The 18,818-nt window shown below is 66.5% G+C and carries 15 protein-coding genes and 1 riboswitch; of the genes, 8 read left to right on the plus strand and 7 right to left on the minus strand.

Annotated elements, in window-relative coordinates; genetic code table 11:
• Positions 1-22 precede the first annotated feature (22 nt).
• The 6 genes from AC5Y4H_RS18530 to AC5Y4H_RS18555 all read right to left on the minus strand — a co-directional run bounded on the left by AC5Y4H_RS18530 (position 23) and on the right by AC5Y4H_RS18555 (position 7,293).
• Positions 23-1,240 carry a cytochrome P450 gene (locus AC5Y4H_RS18530; RefSeq protein WP_499983855.1) on the minus strand — a complete coding sequence of 406 codons (1,218 nt, stop codon included), beginning with the start codon at positions 1,238-1,240 and terminating at the stop codon, positions 23-25.
• Between the two features lie 10 nt (positions 1,241-1,250).
• The gene (locus tag AC5Y4H_RS18535) at positions 1,251-2,255 is read right to left on the minus strand and encodes an SDR family oxidoreductase (protein WP_499983857.1); all 1,005 of its coding nucleotides are present in this window, start codon (positions 2,253-2,255) and stop codon (positions 1,251-1,253) included.
• Positions 2,248-3,402, minus strand: coding sequence for a spirocyclase AveC family protein (locus AC5Y4H_RS18540; protein ID WP_499983860.1), 1,155 nt, complete (start codon positions 3,400-3,402; stop codon positions 2,248-2,250). The genes AC5Y4H_RS18535 and AC5Y4H_RS18540 overlap by 8 nt, the downstream gene beginning before the upstream one ends.
• 3 nt (positions 3,403-3,405) lie before the next feature.
• Positions 3,406-4,524, minus strand: coding sequence for an ABC transporter substrate-binding protein (locus AC5Y4H_RS18545; RefSeq protein ID WP_499983863.1), 1,119 nt, complete (start codon positions 4,522-4,524; stop codon positions 3,406-3,408).
• Between the two features lie 85 nt (positions 4,525-4,609).
• Positions 4,610-5,476 carry a CbbQ/NirQ/NorQ/GpvN family protein gene (locus AC5Y4H_RS18550; RefSeq protein ID WP_499983865.1) on the minus strand — a complete coding sequence of 289 codons (867 nt, stop codon included), beginning with the start codon at positions 5,474-5,476 and terminating at the stop codon, positions 4,610-4,612.
• Between the two features lie 50 nt (positions 5,477-5,526).
• A complete protein-coding gene (locus tag AC5Y4H_RS18555) occupies positions 5,527-7,293 on the minus strand; it encodes a nitric oxide reductase activation protein NorD (protein WP_499983996.1) in 1,767 nt (588 codons plus the stop codon).
• Between the two features lie 82 nt (positions 7,294-7,375).
• Here AC5Y4H_RS18555 and AC5Y4H_RS18560 point away from each other — a divergent pair, with 82 nt between their 5' ends.
• From AC5Y4H_RS18560 to metE, 8 genes are all read left to right on the plus strand, one after another.
• Positions 7,376-8,350: an SDR family NAD(P)-dependent oxidoreductase gene (locus AC5Y4H_RS18560; RefSeq protein ID WP_499983866.1), complete on the plus strand. Its 975-nt coding sequence runs from the start codon at positions 7,376-7,378 to the stop codon at positions 8,348-8,350.
• Between the two features lie 107 nt (positions 8,351-8,457).
• Entirely contained in the window at positions 8,458-9,606 is a 1,149-nt protein-coding gene (locus tag AC5Y4H_RS18565; protein WP_499983867.1) for an acyl-CoA dehydrogenase family protein, read from the plus strand.
• Complete coding sequence (locus tag AC5Y4H_RS18570) at positions 9,603-10,706, plus strand: acyl-CoA dehydrogenase family protein (protein WP_499983869.1); 1,104 nt, start codon at positions 9,603-9,605, stop codon at positions 10,704-10,706. Before AC5Y4H_RS18565 ends, AC5Y4H_RS18570 begins: the two co-directional genes overlap by 4 nt.
• A complete protein-coding gene (locus tag AC5Y4H_RS18575; RefSeq protein ID WP_499983871.1) occupies positions 10,706-11,353 on the plus strand; it encodes a nitroreductase family protein in 648 nt (215 codons plus the stop codon). Before AC5Y4H_RS18570 ends, AC5Y4H_RS18575 begins: the two co-directional genes overlap by 1 nt.
• Before the next feature lie 138 nt (positions 11,354-11,491).
• Positions 11,492-12,772 (plus strand): TetR/AcrR family transcriptional regulator, encoded by a 1,281-nt coding sequence (locus tag AC5Y4H_RS18580; RefSeq protein ID WP_499983873.1) that lies wholly within the window; start codon positions 11,492-11,494, stop codon positions 12,770-12,772.
• 93 nt (positions 12,773-12,865) lie between these two features.
• Positions 12,866-13,708 (plus strand): SDR family oxidoreductase, encoded by an 843-nt coding sequence (locus AC5Y4H_RS18585; RefSeq protein ID WP_499983874.1) that lies wholly within the window; start codon positions 12,866-12,868, stop codon positions 13,706-13,708.
• Between the two features lie 41 nt (positions 13,709-13,749).
• Positions 13,750-14,391 carry an SDR family oxidoreductase gene (locus AC5Y4H_RS18590; RefSeq protein WP_499983876.1) on the plus strand — a complete coding sequence of 214 codons (642 nt, stop codon included), beginning with the start codon at positions 13,750-13,752 and terminating at the stop codon, positions 14,389-14,391.
• Between the two features lie 60 nt (positions 14,392-14,451).
• Positions 14,452-14,616, plus strand: a riboswitch (cobalamin riboswitch).
• A 154-nt stretch (positions 14,617-14,770) separates the two neighbouring features.
• A complete protein-coding gene (metE, locus tag AC5Y4H_RS18595; protein WP_499983878.1) occupies positions 14,771-17,041 on the plus strand; it encodes a 5-methyltetrahydropteroyltriglutamate--homocysteine S-methyltransferase in 2,271 nt (756 codons plus the stop codon).
• On the opposite strand, the gene AC5Y4H_RS18600 is transcribed toward metE, so the two are convergent.
• Positions 17,042-18,781, minus strand: coding sequence for a DUF3556 domain-containing protein (locus AC5Y4H_RS18600; RefSeq protein WP_499983879.1), 1,740 nt, complete (start codon positions 18,779-18,781; stop codon positions 17,042-17,044).
• Between the last annotated feature and the right edge of the window lie 37 nt (positions 18,782-18,818).

The following is an 18,818-nucleotide window of genomic DNA, read 5'->3' on the forward strand; positions in this document are numbered from 1 at the left end:
GTGCAGCCCCGGACGGGGCCGGTTATTGGGGGTCGAACAGCACCGGGACCGACGTCGGTGACCGGAAGATCTGGCCGCGAATATGCGGGTCGTTCCCCTCGGGGTCCAGCCGCAGGTTCGGCAACCGGTCGAGCAGAAGGTTGATGGCGGTGCGCATCTCGAGCCGCGCCAGGTGCATGCCGAGGCAGACGTGCACGCCGTGCCCCCAGCCCAGGTGCGCCCGGGCCTCGCGGTGGATGTCGAACGTATCCGGATCGGGATAACGGTCCTCTTGCCGGTTCGCCGAACCGAGCATCGGCATCACCGTCGCCCCGGCCGGGATCGCCACGCCGCCGAGTTCGGTGTCGCGGGTGGCGACCCGGGTGATGGTCAACAGCGGTGATTCCCAGCGCACGCCCTCCTCGATCGCCTGTGGCAGGAGCGACCGGTTCGCGCGGATCGCGTCCAGCTGCGCCGGATCCTTCAACAGCGCCAACAGCAGGCTGCCCAGCGACCGGTACGTCGTCTCGACGCCGGCGGGCAGCAGCAGCCGCAGGAACGAGAAGATCTCCTCGTCCGCCAGCTTCTCCCCGTCGATCTCGGCCACGGCGAGTGCGCTGATCAGGTCGTCCTTCGGCTCGGCACGGCGGGCCTCGAGGATCGGCGCGAAGTACTCGCACAGGGCGGCCGAGGCCGCGAGCCCGCGCTCCGGGTTCATCAGCCAGCTCAGCAGCGAGATCGACCACCGCTGGAACTGCGGGTAGTCCTCCTCGGGCAGGCCCAGCAGGCCGGCGATGATCTGGCTCGGATAGTCGAAGGTGAACTCCTTCACCAGATCCGCCTTGCCGTTGGGCGCGAACTTGTCGATCAGGCCATTGGCCACGCGGGCGACCAGCTCGTCCTGCCAGCGCGCCAATGACTTCTGCGAGAACGCCTTTGAAACCAGGGAGCGCAGCCGCCCGTGGACCGGCTCGTCCATGCCGAGCATCACGCCTTCGCCCAGCACGGGGCCGAACGCGGCGATCACCGCCGACGACGAGAACGTCTCGTTGTCGCGCAACATCTGCTGGATGTCCTCGTGCCGATACACGATGAACATCGGCAGCGACTCCTCGTGGGGAAGCGCGCCCGACGTCTCGAGCCGTTGCACCGGTTCCTCGCGGCGCAACCGCGCCAACTCGGTGTACGGGTCACGCACGTCACCTGATATCGCATCGTCGAATGCGCCGAAGTCTTCTAGATCGTCGAAAAGTTGCTCCATGATTGCCCCTTCAATGCCCTTGCGGCGCCGCATTCTTTTGCGACGAGAACCGCCCCGCCACTGCAGCCAAGCGCTGCAGTACCGGCTGCGGAAGAACACGGGCGACGAAGACCATCGCCTTTTGACTTGTCGTCAACGGCCACGCCCCATCGCGCATCGACCCCTGCCGGGGGATGCCCAGCACGATCCGCGACATGTGATGCATGCCCGACGCTGGCAGGATCCTGTTGGCCACCAACAGCATCGCGGCATCCGGTCCGACGCCCCGGCGGCGGAAAGCCCCGCGATCGTCGATCGCCTTGAGCAGGCCGTCGGTGAACCGCTCCGGCGGCCGTGCCATTTTCATCGCGAAGCGCCCGCGGCTGTTCATGGTGTTATGCAGCCGGGCATACGGCCCGTTGAAGTTTCGGTCATCGGTGGTGCCGGCGTCGGTGATGATCTCGGTGTCATACGTGCCGGCCACCAGGACGGTGACACCGAGACCGAACGGCGCGATCTCGCCCGCCATCGATTCCCCCCAGCGCTCCAGCGCCCCCTTGGCCGCCGAGTACGGCGCGGTGGCGGGCTGGCCCCGCACCCCGGCCGCGCTGGACACCAGGACGATGCGTCCCTGGCCCGCCGCCCGCATCGACGGCAGCAGGGCCTGGGTGAGCGTGACGGGGCCGAGGACGCTGGTGGCGAGCATCCGCTGCCACAGCGCCATGTCGGTCTCCTCGACCATGCCGGCGGCGGAGATGCCCGCGTTGTGCACCAGTGCGTACGGTGCGCCCACGGCTTCTTCGATTGTCTTGGCCGCCGCGGCGATCGACGCGCCGTCGGTCAGGTCGAGCTGGACGCCGATCAGGCGTTCGTCGTCGGAGTCGGCCCCGATAGCGCTGCGCAGCAGCGGCATTCCCTGGTCGGGGGTGCGCATCGCCGCGACCACGCGCCATCCTTCGCGATACATCCGCACCGCCGAGGCGAAGCCCAGTCCGCGGGACGCGCCGGTGATGACGACCGTGCGCGGCTCAGCCATTGTTGCCCTGGGTTGCACAGGGCCCTTGGCCGGCTGGCGGTGGCTGCACTTGCGGCCGTCCGTTGGGCTCCCCGCTCGCCCAGGTCGACCAGATGCCGACCGAGTACGGCCCCTGGGCACCCTCCTTCTCGTAAAAGCCTTGGGGGTCATACACTTTCGCCTCCGGGTACGGCCACGGGCAGGCGACGGAGGTCGCCGCATGGCTGGCCTTGATGGCCCAGAACCAGGCCCCGTAGGCGAAGTACGACACGTTGATGATGACGAACATCACCAGAAACGTGCCCAGCACCGGGCGCGTCGGGAACAACTTCGCCTTCGCGGCAAGCTTTTCCGCCACCGACTTTCCGGTGTCGTCGCGGTAGCACAGGATCGCGGCCGGCACCATCACGAAGCACACCGAGAACGACTCCCAGATCAGCGGGAACTGGAAGGTGGTACCGGTGAACACCGATCCCCACGGGATCACCTGGGAGTAGATGTACATCCCCCAGTGGATCAGGATGTTTTCCAGGAAGGCATCGAAAATGAAACCGATCACCAGCGTGATCAGGCCCAGGCTGACCAGGGGGTGCCGCGACACGTAACTCGTGGGTCCGTACTTTGCCTGCAGTTTGCGCAGGATCCAGACCGCCGGGAAGTAGGGCCCGAAATAGAACATCACGTAACCGAAGACCACGAAAGGTTCGACGGTCGGCGACAGTGAGACCAGCGGCCAGGATTCCGGCCAGTGAACGAGATCGGGGTTGTAGACCGCGAACGGTGACCAGTTCATGATCGGGTCCTGCCACACGATCAGCGTGGTGCACAGGAACATCAGCATCACCGGGCTACCGGGATTGCGGCGCCAGCCCCTGATGAAGACGATCAACAGCACGATCAGCGCCACGACCGTGGCCCAATCCAGGAACCCGATGTAGTCCAGCCCGAACGTGAACTTCACCGGGCGGGGCCGCCCGACCACATGCGGATTGGCTACGCGAGGGTCAAGGGCCACACGGCAATTGGCGATGAAGAAGAGCGCGAAGGCCGCCAGGGCGGCACCGGCGATCCAACCGCCCCAGCCGCGCTTGCCCGTTCGCTGCGGGGCGGCCGGTTCCTCCTGCGCGGCGGGCGGTGTGGTTTGTTCGGTGGACGGGTCGGTGCTCAAGAGTCAGCCTTCCTCTCCGAAACGATCGACCAGATGCGAATTGACGCCGTCGGCATCGAGGGTGCGTGCCACCAGGTAGCCGGCGCCCATCCACGCCCGTCGGGTCCACTTGCCGAAGGACACCCGCGTCCCGGGAGCACCCGAGGCGGCGGGCATCATCTTGACCCGTTCGAGGGCCTCCTTGACACCGCGCGGGCTGAGCGGATGGGCATCGGTGAACGCGCGCACCAGCGTCGCGGCGACGTCGCGGTTGACCACCGTCACGCAGAACTCGGGACGACTCCCGTTGTACTTCTTCGCGTAGGTGTCGAGGAAGTCCTGGCCGATCCGGTTCGCCTCGTCGTATTGGTCGACACCGGTCCAGCCCATGAACGCGTTCCACATGATCGGGTTGACCCAGGCGTTCTGCCACGCGGTGGTGGTGAAGCGTGGTGGATCCCAACCGAGTGCCTCGAGCGCCGGGTTGATGAACACAATTCCGAATCCGAATCCCAGGTGCACGATCGCCTCGGACTTTGCTTCATGAAGCGTCTGGACCGCGGCGTTGATGTCCTGAGCGGTCTGGGCAATCGATACCTCCGCGACGATGCGAATGCCTTTGCGCCGACAGGCACTTCGTAGGTTCTTCAAGTAGCTCTCGCCAATGAGGCTCTGCTCGACCAAGACCCCGATCTCGGCGAGTCCACGCTTGGCGATGAGGTCGGCCAAAAAGATCGGCTCATCGGTCATCGACCCCTGCGGGAAGGCGAATGTCCACTCACCCAACCAGTCGTCGGTGCCGGTCACGCTGATCGCAGGCACCTTGAACCGTTCCTCGATCGCTTCTCGCAAGGGCACGCAGTTGTCGGTGATGTTCGGACCGAAGACGACGAGGCAACCCTCGTCGACCAGTTCGCCATACGCATCGATCACCGCCTTGACCGAACCCTTGGGCAGACCTTCCACCTCGCGATAGATCATCTGCACGGGACGGTCCATCAGGCCTTGAGCGACCGCTTCCTCGAAGATGAGGTCGAAAGTCTGCGTGAAGGAGGCGAACAACTCCTCGGGAAAGCCCGGCGGGAGCTTGAAGTCCATCAGGTAGCCGACCTTGATCGGCTCTGCGCTGCTCTCGTAGGACATCCGACCTCCCAGGTGACTAGATCTGCGCGCGCCGATCCGGAAAACCTAATATTTGTTCAGACCCTAGCGGTGGCGGTATGCAGCGTCAATCGCCGGACCCGCCGGACCCGTCCGGCGCCAGGTAGATCTCGATCATTTCGGCCAGCGCCTTGCCGACCGCGACGTCGTCGGTCAGCGGGCCCGCTATCGCGGCGCGGGCCGCCTCTCGCATGCTCAGGCCCTCGGCGACCAGCCTTCCCGCGGCGATCAGCACCCGCGTCGAGGCGACCTCGCGCAGGCCGCCCGTTTCCAGCCGGCGGATGGCCTGCCCGAAACGCACCAGCTCCGCCGCGGTGGACCCGTCCACGCCCGCCTCGTGTGCGACGATGCACTCCTCGATATCGGCCGCGGGGAAATCGAATTCGATGGCCACCATGCGCTGCCGTGTCGAATCCTTGAGATCCTTCAGCACGCTCTGATAGCCGGGGTTGTAGGAGACGACCAGGCCGAATCCGGGGGCCGCGTCCAGCGTGACGCCGAGTCGCTCGATCGGCAGCTGTCGCCGATAGTCGGCTAGCGGGTGCAGCACCACGGTGGTGTCCTGCCGGGCTTCCACCACTTCGTCGAGGTAGCAGATCGCTCCCTCACGCACCGCATGGGTCAGCGGGCCGTCCACCCAGACGGTCTCGTCACCGCGCAGCAGATACCGGCCGACGAGGTCCGCGGTGGTGAGGTCGTCGTGACAGGCGACGGTGATCAGAGGCCGGCCCAGGTCGTACGCCATCGCCTCGACGAATCGGGTTTTGCCGCATCCCGTCGGACCCTTCAGGACCAGCGATAGGCCCTGGCGGTAGGCCGCCTTGAAAACGGCCTCTTCGCTGCCGACCGCTTGATAATAGGGCCGCACGTCTTCCTCTCCGTCCGCGCCGGACGGACCGCCGTTGACGTGAGCAAGCCCGGACTCGTTGGCCATAGCTTCCCTTCTGCCAGGCGATTGGAGCCTAGCCGGAACAGATGTTTGTTTCAAGTACGCAGCCGACCGGTGCCGACGCCTTCGGGCGCCAACTGCGTTCTGGGACTTGGCATCACCGACACCCTGCGACGGACCTCCGCCGAGCGGAGTGCGGAGCGGAACAACGGCCCGATGACACCGGCCAGTTGGTCGGGCCGCGCGATGGTCGCGTGCGCGGTGCTCCCGAACACCCGGCGCAGCGACTGCACGTCGGTTCCGGCACCAATCGTCAGGCAGACACAGCCGGTCCCCCGGCGGCGGGCTTCGGTGAGCGCGCGGCGCGCGTCCGCCGCACCGTAAGCCCGCTCGTATCCGTGGTCGTAGGCCAGCCCGTCGGAGAGCACCACCAGCAGCCGCCGTGACGTACCGCCGCGCGCCTCCAAGGTCGCCGAACCGTGGCGGATCGCCGCGCCCAGGCGTGAATACGCGCCGGGTTCCAAGCTGTTGAGCCGCCTGATGACTCCGGCGTTGAGGTGGTCGTGAAACCGCTTGACGGGCACCACGCTCACCGCGCGCCGGCCCTGGGAGTAATAGGCGTACAGCGCGACGCGGTCGCCGAGATCGTGCAACGCCACGGTCAGGTTGGCGACCGCGGCGCGCTGTTGTTCGTGCACCGTGCGCCCGACCGTCCCGGGTTCGCTCGCCGAGCCCGACACGTCGAGCAGCAACAGCACCGAGAGGTCGCGTCGGCGCCGCAGGCTGTCGAGGTACACGGCCTCGTCGGGCATTGATCCGGCCCGCACTTCGACGCGGGCTTCGACGGCGGCATCGATGTCGATGTCGTCGCCCTGCGCCTGCCGGTGGCGACGGTGCAGACCCATGCCTAGCCGCGACAGCGGTCGCCGCATCCCAATGGCGTCGTCGATGGCCTGGGTGGCCGACCCCTTGATGTGTGGCTCGACCTCACGCACCGTGCACCAGGCCGGCCGATAGCTCTTGCGTGCGGCGTCCCACTCCGGATATCGCACGCCGTCCGCCGCGGTCTGCCCATCGTGGTCGGCGTCCCCGCCGTCGTCGCCGGAGGTCGAGGCGAGCGATGTGACGGCGTAGGCGCCGCGCTTGCCGGAGTTGGTCCGATGGGTCGGGTTGTCCGCGCCGGGCGGGCCGCCGCCGCTTCCGGTCTTGCGCGCGGACGACAACATCTTCTTCAACCACTTGCCGATGAATCCGCCCCCGCCAACCGGGCTGGTGAACAAGTCGGGATCGCCGGAGTCGTCCACCTCGCCGTCGTCGAGCTCCTCCAGTTCCGTTGAGCGGTTGGTGGGCGGCACATGCGCGGGCTTCGCCTCGTCGTCTTGTCTCGCCACCCGGGTGCGCGCGGCAATGACCTTCGCCGCACGGATCACACCGAACTCCGGCCCCGGGTCCTCGAGCGCCTCCCGAGAGGCGGCGATGGCGAGCGACGCTCCGGGCGAAGCGCTGCGACGCGCGATGTCACGGTCACCCAGCGACGCCAAAACACTTGGCAGCAAAGGCGCGTTCGCGACCAGTGCGCGGTGGGCCTCGATCGCCAGGTAGCGCTTGGCCAGCTTGCGGCGCCGAACCAGGGCGTCCACCACCTCGGGCCCCAGGCTGCCCGCGGCGATCATCGACGCCTGCACGGCCACGGCCTCGAGTTGCGCGAGCGGAGCCCCGGCGGCGTCGACGAAAATAGTCCGGCCATCGGTCCACGCCGGTTCACCCCGTGCCAGCCCGTCGACCGCGACGGCTTGACCCGCCAGCGCGGAAGCGAGCATGCCCAGGACCTGCAATCGGTCGGCTCGGGCACCGTCCCCCACGCTCAACCTCCGGATTGTTGACCAAATATCTGTTCCACCGTAAAGTCCGGCAGCACAGCAGTCAATGAATCAGGAGCACACGATGATTGACTTCACCGGCCAGGTGGCGGTTGTGACCGGCGCCGGTCGGGGACTCGGTCGGCTGTACGCACTGGACCTGGCCCGCCGCGGTGCCGCCGTGGTGGTCAATGACCTCGGCGGCTCGATGCGCGGCGACGGTTCCGACAGAGGCGTCGCCGACGATGTGGTCGAGGAGATCAAGAAGGCCGGCGGCACCGCGATCGCCTCGTACGACTCCGTGGACAGCCCGGCGGGCGGTCAGGCGATCGTCGATGCGGCGATGGACGCATTCGGGCGCCTTGACGCCGTCGTCAGCAACGCCGGCATCTTCGGCAGCGTGCCCTTCGAGGACCTCTCGCACGACGACTGGACGCGGATGCTGCGCGTGCACCTCGACGGCGGCTTTCACCTGTCCCAGCCCGCCTATCGCGTGATGAAGAGCAACGGGGGCGGACGATTCGTGTTCATCTCGTCATCTGCCGGGATCTTCGGCCAGCCGATGGAGGCCCACTACGCGGCCGCCAAGGCCGGATTGGTCGGATTGACGAACGTCATCGCCATCGAAGGCGAGGCGCACGGGATACTCGCCAATTCCGTTATGCCCACCGGCTTCTCGCGGATGGTGACCGAGACCGTCGGCGACGAGAAGTTCCTCGCGGAATCCGGCTTCATGCAAGCCATCCGGCCGGAGCTCGTCGTGCCGCTGGTGACTTTTCTTGCCAGCACCGCGTGCACATTCACCCACCGAAACTATTCCGCGGCCGCCGGCCGCTATGCGCGGGTGTTCGTCGGCCTCACCGAAGGCTGGCTCGCCGACGCCGAGAGCCGGCCGACGGCCGAGGACATCGAGGCGCATCTCGAGCAGATGTCATCGACTCAGAAGTTCATCGTGCCCGCATCGATCGTCGATGAGGTGCTGGAAGTGTGTGAACGGCGCGGCGTCAGCCCGATGCCGGACAACGCCGAGGTCGCATTCCCCCAACCCCGGGGGAGCTGATCGTGGACGAGGAGTCGCGCGTGGCCACCGACATCGTTGACCAGATATCCGCTCAACCGTAAAGTCCGCCTTGGTCACACGGTTTACGAAGCTGAAGACAGAGGAACGTGGACTTTTCATACCCGGTGGAAGTGGAACGGTTCCGCAGCGAGCTGCGTGACTGGCTCGAGGAGAACCTGACCGACGAGCTGGTGGCGGCCCGCCGGCCCACCGGCCGCAACGACGCAGCGTTCGAGATGCTGCGCGCATGGAACGCGACAATGGCCGACGCGGGGTGGGCGGCCGTGTCCTGGCCCCCCGAGTACGGCGGACGCGGCGCCACGGTGCTCGAGCAGCTGGTCTACACCGAAGAGACCACCCGCGCTCGGGCTCCGATGCCGCTCAACGTGATTGGGCTGAACAACATCGCCCCAGCCATCATGCAGTACGGCACCGAGTCCCAAAAGCTCATCCTGCTCCCCCGCATGATGCGCGCCGACGACATCTGGTGCCAGGGGATGTCGGAGCCCGAGGCGGGCTCCGATCTCGCGGCGCTGCGCACCCGTGCCGTGCGAGACGGTGACGAGTTCGTCATCAACGGCCAGAAGATCTGGACCTCGCTGGGGCATCGTGCCGACTGGTGTCAGCTCTACGTGCGCACCGATCCCGACGCGCCCAAGCACAAAGGGATCTCCTGTTTGATCGTCGACATGACGTTGCCCGGCATCGAAGTCCGTCCGCTGGTCACACTCAACGGTGACGCCGATTTCGCCGAGGTGTTCTTTCACGACGTGCGGGTGCCGGCCGACGCCTTGCTGGGTCCGCTCAACGCGGGCTGGCAGGTGGCCACCACGACTCTCAGCCACGAGCGCGCCGGGGCCGCCAGGCTGTACGCGGAGATGCAGGCCCGGCTCGAAGAGCTGGTCAACGACCTCGCCGCCGCCGACAACGGCGCGCTGGACGATCCGGTGACGCTGCGGCGCCTCGGCGAAATCGCGGTCCGCATCAAATATCTCGAGGTCCTGTGCCAGCGATCGATCTCGGCGACACTGCACGGCGGTGATGCGTTCGGGTCCGCCAGCCTCGCCAAGACCGTATGGGGCGAGATCGGCCAGGACCTCGCGTCACTGGCCTTCGACGCCCTCGGCAGCCAGGGCGTGGGCGCGCCGTGGGCCAACTACCGTCTGACGTCGCGTTCGTTGACCATCGCGGGCGGCACCACTCAGATCAACAAGAACATCACCGCGCAACGCGTGCTGGGGCTGCCGCGCAAATGAACCTCGAACTCACCGACGAGCAGGCGGCGCTGCGCGACACCACACGGCGCTTCCTCACCGAGAAGGCATCGATTCCGAAACACGTCCGGCCACTGCTCGAGGATCCGACCGGAACGGACGAGGGGGTATGGCGCGGCCTCGCCGCGCTCGGAACCACCGGGCTACTGGTGCCGGAAGACTACGGTGGCGCCGGCATGACGATGGTCGAGGCCGGCATCGTCGCCGAAGAGCTGGGCGCCGCGCTGCATCCGGGGCCATGGTTGTCGACCGCCGTGGCCGCCGCCCGGACGCTGACCCGGCTGGGCGACAACGACATCGCACCGAAGTTGCTGCGCGGCATCGCGGACGGCACCACGGTGGCCGCCGTTTGCTTCCCGGATTCGCCGCGCCCGTCGGTTTCCGCCAACCGGCAGGATGATGCGACCGTGTTGCGGGGCGAAATCGCCGCGGTGCCGGACGCCGCGGCCGCCGACGTGCTACTGGTGGCCGCCGAAGATGCTGCCGGCACTGCGCTTTTCGCGGTGCGGACCGGCTCGCCCGGCGTTTCAGTCACGGCCGAGCAGGCCATTGACCCCACCCGCAAGCGCTTCCGCGTCACGTTCGACGCGGCGCCCGCGCAACGACTGGCCGCGGCAGCCGCGGACGACCTGGCCGCGGTGGTCGACGACGTGCTGATCGCCACCGCCGCCGACGCGCTCGGCGCCGCGCGCGCCATCATGGGTCTGGCCGTCGAATACGCGAAAAGCAGAACACAATTCGGGCAGCCGATCGGCTCCTTCCAGGCCATCCAGCATTTGTGTGTGGACATGTTCGAGACGGTCGAGCTGGCCCGCAGCGGCGTGATCCACGCGCTGTGGGCCAGCGATAACGCCGACCCCGACGAGCGCCATCTCGCCGCGTTGCGGGCGAAGGCGTTCGCCGGACGGCTGGCCACCGTGGCCGACACCGCCATCCAGGTATTCGGTGGCATCGGCTACACGTGGGAGCACGATGCTCACCTGTACCTCAAGCGCCTGCTGAGTTGGAGCGCGTTCCTCGGCGGTCCCGATGGCTACCTCACCGAACTCGGTGCGCGCCTTGCCAAGAGAGGCTGCAAGTGATGGAGATCGACTATCTGCTCACCGCGACCCCGTCGGCGCGCAAATCGCTCGACCTCAACGCGCCGGTCGACCTCGACGACGTTCGCGACTGCCTGCGAATCGGCCTGCAGGCGGCGAACGGGTCGAATGCTCAGGCATGGCGCTGGCTGGTGATCTCGGATGCGGCGCTGCGCACCAAGATCGCCGAGCTGTATCGCCAGGCCTACCTGCTGCGGGTCGGTGGACAGCTGATCGCCGACCTCATGCCCGCCGGAACTCCGGAGGGCCGGGTCATGTCGTCGACGGAATGGTTGGTCGAGAACATGGCGAGCGTGCCGCTGCTGATAATCCCTTGCTATGAACCGTATTTGCCTCGCATCGACGGCGACGAATCGTTTCACCTGGCCACGCTGTACGGCTCGATCTTCCCGCCGGTGTGGAATTTTCAGCTGGCGTTGCACACCCGCGGATACGGGACGTGCATCACCACCTTGCATCTGCATCACGAAGAGGAAATCCGCGACCTGCTCGGGATTCCGCCGGCCTACGTTCAGGGTTGTCTGTTGCCGGTCGCCCGCCTGCGGGCGGGACGCACGTTCTCGCCGGCCCGCAGGCGGCCGCTCGAGGAGGTGGTTGCGTGCGACCGCTGGGACGGCCCGGCGCTCTAGAATGGGGCTTTCACCGCCTTGTACAGGGCATTCACCGCGCCCGGTCTGATAGCCTCTAACAAAGATTTGGTTCGGCAAGAGAGGACGAATGCGAATGGTCGCCGCGCCGCAGTCGTCCAGATTCGCACGTCGTTAACCATGGCGAAGGCCGAGTCACTGCGAGCCGGCAGCACTGCTGATTCCCCGACGCGCCGCGCCGAGATCCTGGCCACCGCCGCGTCGTTGATCGCATCGTCGGGCTTGCGGACGTCGCTGCAGGAGATCGCCGATGCCGCAGGCATTCTTCCGGGCAGCCTGTATCACCATTTCGAGTCCAAAGAGGCCATCCTCGTCGAGCTGATCCGTCGCTACCAGGACGACCTGGACCGCATCGGGCGGACGGCCCAGGCGAGATTGGACGAACCCGACACCCGCCCGGTCGCCGAACAGATCATCGAACTCGGATCCGCGATCGCGCACTGCGCAGTCGAACACCGCGCCGCTTTGCAGATGTCGTTCTATGAGGGGCCGAGTACGGACCCGGAGCTGATCAAGCTGACTCAGCAACGACCCGTGGCGATCCAGGAGGCCATGCTCCAGACGCTGCGCGCCGCCCGGTGGAGCGGTTACGTCAAACCCGACATCGACCTTCCCACGTTGGCCGACCGGATCTGCCAAACCATGCTGCAGGTCGGGCTCGACGTCATGCGGCACAAGTCCGCCCCCGACCAGGTGGCCCGATTGCTGTGCCGAATCATATTGGAAGGCTTGGCAACTCGCCCCCCGACAGACTCGGCATTGGACCGTTCCAAAGCGTTCACCGCCGCCAGCGAGGTCATCGCGACATGGTCCGACGACAGCGATGCGGACCCGAGCGACAAGGCCGCGGCGGTGCGTGCGGTGGCACGAGCGGAATTCGGCCGCCGAGGATACGAGGTAACCACCATCAGGGACATCGCCTCGGCGGCCGGTCTGGGCACCGGAACGGTGTATCGCGTGATCGGGTCCAAGGACGAACTCCTCGCATCGATCATGGAGTCGTTCGGCAGGAAGGTCGAGGCCGGCTGGGTCAGCGTCCTGCGCTCAGACGCCACACCGATCGAAAAGCTGGACGCATTGAGCTGGGTCAACGTCAATGCGCTCGACCGGTTTTCCGACGAGTTCAGGATCCAGTTGGCCTGGATGCGCCAATCGCCCCCGGACACGCCCAACCCGGGATGGCTCTATGCCACACGGCTGCGGCAGATGAGAACGCTTCTTTCCGAGGGCATCCGGTCGGGCGAAATAGGTATCGACCCACCGTCCACGGCGATGTTGTCCCGCTGCGTCGTCGGCCTGCAGTGGATTCCGGAGAACATCGTTCAAGACATCGGCACCCGCGCAGGTCTGGTGCACGCTCGCGACACCGTGCTGCGCGGCGTCGCGGTCCGCAGCAAGTAGACGTCAATCCGCCCCGGTATTGAACCAAATAACTGTTACCCATACAGTTGAGCGATTAGAACCGCGTTGGCATTATCCGAGAAGGGGATTTCCATGACCATTGTCGATCGGTTGCGCTACGACGGCAAGCGCGCTCTCGTCGTCGGTGGCGCGACTGGCATGGGCGCCGCGGCGGCCAAGTCAGCGGCCGAGCTGGGCGCCGAAGTCATCGTGATGGACTACGCGCCGGTGAAGTATGACGTCGCCAAGTCCATTCAGGTCGACCTGCGCGACACCGCGTCGATCGACGCCGCGATCGAACAGCTGGATGGCCCGATCCACGCCGTGTTCTCCGCCGCCGGTATCGCCGACGGGACCACCGACCTGATGGCGATCAACTTCCTGGGCCACCGGCACCTGATCGAGCGCCTGCTGGAGCGTAACCAGCTCCCGTCGGGCTCGGCGATCTGCTTCATCTCCTCGGTCGCCGGCATGGGCTGGGAGAACGACCTGGATTTGCTGAACGAGTTCCTGGCCACGCCGGACTTCGCGTCGGCCCAGGAGTGGGTCAGGGCGCACGAAGCCGAGGGCATCATCCACTACGGCTTCTCCAAGAAGGTCGTCAACGCCTACGTCGCGACCCAGGGCTACCCCCTGCTGAAGAAGGGCATTCGGATCAACGCGATCTGCCCGGGTCCCACCGACACCCCGCTGGCCCAGTCCAACGCCGACCTGTGGCTGACCTTCGCCCAGGACTATCGCGACGAGACCGGCTCCAAGGTGCACACCCCGGAGCAGATGGGCGACGTGATGGCGTTCCTGAACAGCGCCGCCGCCTTCGGCATCAACGGCATCACGCTGTTGGTCGACTACGGGCACACGATGGCCTCGCTCACCAACGCCTACCCGCCCGGCAAGCCCATCATCGACATCATCATGGGACGGGTGAAGCTCTGACGTAAGTCGCGTAACGCTCCGGTGGCGCTAACGTCGGGGGCATGGCACGGATCATCGTCTTCGGCGGACACGGGAAGGTCGCACTGCAGCTGGCTCGCGACCTGACCCAGCGCGGCGACCGGGTGTGCTCGGTCTTCCGCAATCCCGATCAATCCGACGACGTCGCTGCCACCGGCGCCAAGCCCGTGGTGGCCGACATCGAGCGGCTCGACACGAACGCCCTGGCGGATCTGGTGACCGGGCATGATGCGGTCGTCTTCTCGGCCGGGGCGGGCGGGGGCGATCCGGAGCGGACCTATGCGGTCGACCGGGACGCCGCCATCCGCGTGATCGACGCCGCGGCACAGGCGGGCGTCAAGCGGTTCGTCATGGTGTCCTACTTTGGCGCGGGCCCGGATCATGGCGTACCGCAAGATGACCCGTTCTTCGCCTACGCCGAAGCAAAGGCCGCGGCCGATGCCCACCTGCGCGACAGCGACCTGGACTGGACGGTGCTGGGCCCGGGCCGGCTCACCCTGGAGCCGGCGACCGGCAAGGTCGCTGTCGGCCAGGCGAAAGGACAGGTTTCGCGCGCCGACGTCGCGCTCGTCGCGGCCGCCGCACTGGCCGACGATTCGACCATCCGGCGGACCATCGAGTTCAACAACGGCGACATCCCGATCGCAGAGGCATTGGCGAACTGACTAAGCTACCCCTCGCAGCTGGTCTGCTTGCGCCGCAACCGCGGCGCGGGCATCGAGCGAGGCAAACGTTAGTAACGCTTCGTAAGAGGGAACCCGGTGAGAATCCGGGACTGTCCCGCAACGGTATGCAGGAACGACCGCCGTCACAAGCACTGGTCGCCACGACTGGGAAGCGACGGCCACTAGGAGCGCCGCGGCGCACGCCTGCGAGTCCGGAGACCTGCCAGCTGTGCCGGGCGCGCCGCGTCCGGCGGCTCATCGCCTCGTGGAATGGGCGTAAGGCTGCAGCCGTTGCGGTTGGTACCCGGGTACGCATCGCTATCGGATCGGCTGCACGTCCGCCGGCGGTGACCACCACGCCGATTGAAGGACGAATATCGTGACCCCTCAAGCATTCACCGCAACGGTTGTCGGCTCGCCACGCATCGGCCCGAAGCGCGAACTCAAACGCGCCACCGAGGGCTACTGGGCCGGACGCACCAGCCGAGCCGAGCTGGAAGACGTTGCCGCCACTTTGCGCCGCGATACCTGGAAGGGGCTCGTCGACGCCGGCCTGGACTCGGTCCCGGTGAACACCTTCTCCTACTACGACCAGATGCTCGACACCGCGGTCTTGCTGGGTGCGCTGCCGGACCGCGCAGCGCAGGTTCCCGACGACCTGGACCGCTACTTCGCCGCGGCGCGCGGCAACAAAGACGTCGCGCCGCTGGAGATGACCAAGTGGTTCGACACCAACTACCACTACATCGTTCCCGAAATCGCGCCCGCGACGAAATTCGCGCTGAACCCGGACAAGGTGCTTTCGGAGCTGAAAGAGGCTCTTGAGCAAGGCATTCCGGCACGCCCGGTGGTCATTGGGCCGATCACCTTTTTACTGCTGAGCAAGGCCGTCGATGGTGGCGGCGCGCCGATCGAACGCCTGCAGGAACTGGTGCCGATCTACGCCGAGCTGCTGTCACTACTGGCCGACAACGGCGCGCAGTGGGTGCAGATCGACGAGCCGGCTCTGGTGACCGACATCTCCCCCGACACACCGGCATTGGCCGAAGCGGTCTACAACGCGCTGGGCAAGGTGAGCGACCGTCCCGCCATCTACGTCGCCACCTATTTCGGCGACCCCGGCGACTCGCTGGCGGGGCTGGCCCGCACGCCCGTGGAGGCGATCGGTGTCGATCTGGTCTATGGGCCCGACACTGCGGTGGCGGCGGTGCCCGACCTGGCCGGTAAGACCCTGGTGGCCGGTGTGGTCGACGGGCGCAACATCTGGCGCACCGACCTGGAGTCGGCGCTGGACAAGTTGGCCACGCTGGTGGGATCGGCGGCCCGCGTGGCGGTCTCGACGTCCTGCTCGACGCTGCACGTGCCGTACTCGCTGGAGCCCGAGACCGGCCTGGATGACGCGCTGCGCAGCTGGCTGGCGTTCGGGCGGGAGAAGGTCGTCGAGGTGGTGACGCTCGCCCGCGCACTGAACGAGGGCCGTGACGCGGTCGCCGACGAGATCGCGGCAGCCAACGACGCGGTGGCATCCCGAAAGAGCGACCCCCGCCTGCACAACGACCACATCCGGGCCCGTATCGACTCGATCGTCGCGTCGGGTACGCACCGCGGTGACGCGGCCCGGCGCCGTGCCAGCCAGGAGGCGCGGCTGCAGCTGCCGCCGTTGCCGACGACCACCATCGGGTCGTTCCCGCAGACCGTCGAGATCCGCAAGGCGCGCGCCGCGCTGGTCGCCGGCGAGATCGACGAGGCGGAGTACCAGAGGCGGATGAAGCAGGAGATCGCCGACGTCATCAAGTTGCAGGAGAGCCTCGGGATTGACGTGCTGGTGCACGGCGAGCCGGAGCGCAATGACATGGTGCAGTACTTCGCCGAGCAGCTGGACGGATTCTTCGCCACCAAGAACGGCTGGGTGCAGTCCTACGGCAGCCGCTGCGTGCGGCCTCCGGTGCTCTTCGGCGACGTGATCCGCCAGCACCCGATGACGGTGGAGTGGGCGAAGTACGCCCAATCGCTGACCGATAAGCCGGTCAAGGGCATGCTGACCGGGCCGGTGACGATCCTGGCGTGGTCGTTTGTGCGAGACGATCAGCCGCTGGCCGACACCGCCAACCAAGTGGCGCTGGCGATCCGCGACGAGACCGTGGATCTGCAGGAAGCCGGCATCGCGGTCATCCAGGTCGACGAGCCCGCCCTGCGCGAGCTGCTGCCGCTGCGTCGCGCCGATCAAGAGGACTACTTGCGTTGGGCCGTAGGGTCTTTCCGCTTGGCCACCTCCGGCGTCGAGGACTCCACCCAGATCCACACCCACCTGTGCTATTCGGAATTCGGTGAAGTGATCGGAGCCATCGCCGATCTGGATGCCGACGTGACGTCCCTCGAGGCGGCGCGTTCACACATGGAGGTGCTGGACGATCTGAACTCGATCGGCTTCTCCAACAGCGTGGGTCCGGGCGTCTATGACATCCACTCGCCGCGGGTGCCCAGCACCGCCGAAATTGCCGAGTCGCTGCGCGCGGCGCTGCGGGCGGTTCCCGCCGAGCGGCTGTGGGTCAACCCCGACTGCGGGTTGAAGACCCGCAACTGGAACGAGGTGAGCGCGTCGCTGAAGAACATGGTCGCCGCCGCCCAGGAGGTCCGGGCCCGCGACTGATCACTCCGCCTTACTCTCCTCCGAAACCACCTGGACCGGAACGTCATCGGCCCACGGTTGGCGAACGACCATGTCGGCAACCCGGACAATGCCGCGCTCGAATTCACCGGTCGCCGCGTCGACCAACCGGTACGCCTGCGTCTGCTTGTGGATGGGTTGCGCATCAAGCAGAACCACTCGGACCTCGCCCGGCTCGAAGTGGCAGCGCTCCTGTAGGGCGGTGATCAGCTGCTCGTTGTGCATGTGGCCGTCGCCGAAGTTCCAGCCGATGGCCGTGCTGCAGATCCGCTCGCCATCGGTGATGACGTAGTCGTCCTCGTTCTGCCCCGCCATGGCGCGGTGTGCCAGCGTGAACAGCGCCCGGCCGTGAGTGTTGAAGCCGCGGAACGCATATCCCATGTAAATCGGGATCTGCGCAGCCTCCGGGCTGCCGTAGAACCGCTCGAGCTGGGCCTGCGGCATGCTGGCGATCGCCACGATGCCCCTGCTGATCTTGTCGTTGGCCGATCCCTTGATGCACCACAGGGTGGTGTCCCAATTGCCGGCGTAGTAGCGCATCCCCGGCAGGAACGAGATCTTGCGCGGAAACATGTTGCCCAACACGACGATTCCCGCGATGACGACGAACAGGACCGCCACCACCACCGGGTGCCTCAGGTCGCGCAACCCGATGTGGGTGTGCGCGACGAACAACGACAACACACCGAAGATCATGAAGACGTTCCATTCCAGCGGCACGCCCATCGGAATCGAGACCAGGATTCCCAGGTGGAAACAGACCATCGCGACGGCCGCCACCGTGAGGGGCCACCCACCGTGACAGAAGAACAGCGGTAACGGCACCAACATCTCGATGGCTGTGCTCAGGTGCGCCAGCCACCGCGATAGGCGCCCGGGCCGCAGATCATCCGGGAAGCTCTCAAAGAAGCGCCGTTTCAGCCAGCGGGGGCGCACCAATGGGTTATTGGACATCATCGTCGAGATGACGAACGGGAAGTGTTTGTTCAGCTTGGACGTCGCGGCACCCATCCAGATCACCAGGAACACCACCTTGGACCCGACGATCATGTCCGGCGCGGCGAAAAGAAACGTCACCGCCATGGTCGCGTAGACCTCGCCGCGGGCGGCCAGGAAGATCACCTTGTCGCGCAGCCCGGCCACCGCCAGAAGTAGCAGGATCAACACGATCTTCCATGCGGGCAGCAGCCCGATCGTGGTGCCCAGTTCGGGTATCGGTCCGGTGCCGTCTGCAAACAACGCTGCCAGCGTCACCAACAGGAAGAGCCCGTACAGCGCGACGTCGATCGGCGTGCGCTTGGTGCCCTTGGTGAGCGGGACCCGATCCGGCCACGGCGGCAGCCGGATGGTGCCGAAGCGCATCCAGTACAGGATCGAGCCCATCGGCGGGAAGAACCGGTTGTTCAACGGCCCGAAGCCACAACCCAGCCCGATCACCTCAAAGAGCATCGTGTAGAGCACGACCTTCTCGAAAACGATCGGCTCCGACCACCACGAGGCGACACGCGTGAACCCGCCGAGGCCGTCGGTAGCGGACGCGAACAGCCACGCGCCGAGGATGTAGAGCAGGATTTTGGCGACATAAAACAGGTGCAGCACCAGCGGAGTGCCGAAGCCCACCTCGGCCCAGTGCTTGGCCATCGGCCGGATCTTGTCGCTACGGGTGCCCTTGTTCCATTCGGCCATGTCGAGCTGCGGCAGCTCGGGCTTCAGAAATCCCATGGTTCCTCACATTAGAACGTGTTCTAGCGGCGCGTGC

It is taken from the genome of Mycobacterium sp. NGS58 (assembly GCF_059812385.1).

Coding starts and splice junctions, on each gene's coding strand:
- AC5Y4H_RS18600 (WP_499983879.1), bottom strand. CDS start 18,781: ATGGGATTTCTGAAGCCCGAGCTGCCGCAGCTCGACATGGCCGAATGG.
- AC5Y4H_RS18575 (WP_499983871.1), top strand. CDS start 10,706: ATGGAGATCGACTATCTGCTCACCGCGACCCCGTCGGCGCGCAAATCG.
- AC5Y4H_RS18545 (WP_499983863.1), bottom strand. CDS start 4,524: ATGTCCTACGAGAGCAGCGCAGAGCCGATCAAGGTCGGCTACCTGATG.
- AC5Y4H_RS18590 (WP_499983876.1), top strand. CDS start 13,750: ATGGCACGGATCATCGTCTTCGGCGGACACGGGAAGGTCGCACTGCAG.
- AC5Y4H_RS18550 (WP_499983865.1), bottom strand. CDS start 5,476: ATGGCCAACGAGTCCGGGCTTGCTCACGTCAACGGCGGTCCGTCCGGC.
- AC5Y4H_RS18580 (WP_499983873.1), top strand. CDS start 11,492: ATGGCGAAGGCCGAGTCACTGCGAGCCGGCAGCACTGCTGATTCCCCG.
- AC5Y4H_RS18585 (WP_499983874.1), top strand. CDS start 12,866: ATGACCATTGTCGATCGGTTGCGCTACGACGGCAAGCGCGCTCTCGTC.
- AC5Y4H_RS18530 (WP_499983855.1), bottom strand. CDS start 1,240: ATGGAGCAACTTTTCGACGATCTAGAAGACTTCGGCGCATTCGACGAT.
- AC5Y4H_RS18535 (WP_499983857.1), bottom strand. CDS start 2,255: ATGGCTGAGCCGCGCACGGTCGTCATCACCGGCGCGTCCCGCGGACTG.
- AC5Y4H_RS18560 (WP_499983866.1), top strand. CDS start 7,376: ATGATTGACTTCACCGGCCAGGTGGCGGTTGTGACCGGCGCCGGTCGG.
- AC5Y4H_RS18570 (WP_499983869.1), top strand. CDS start 9,603: ATGAACCTCGAACTCACCGACGAGCAGGCGGCGCTGCGCGACACCACA.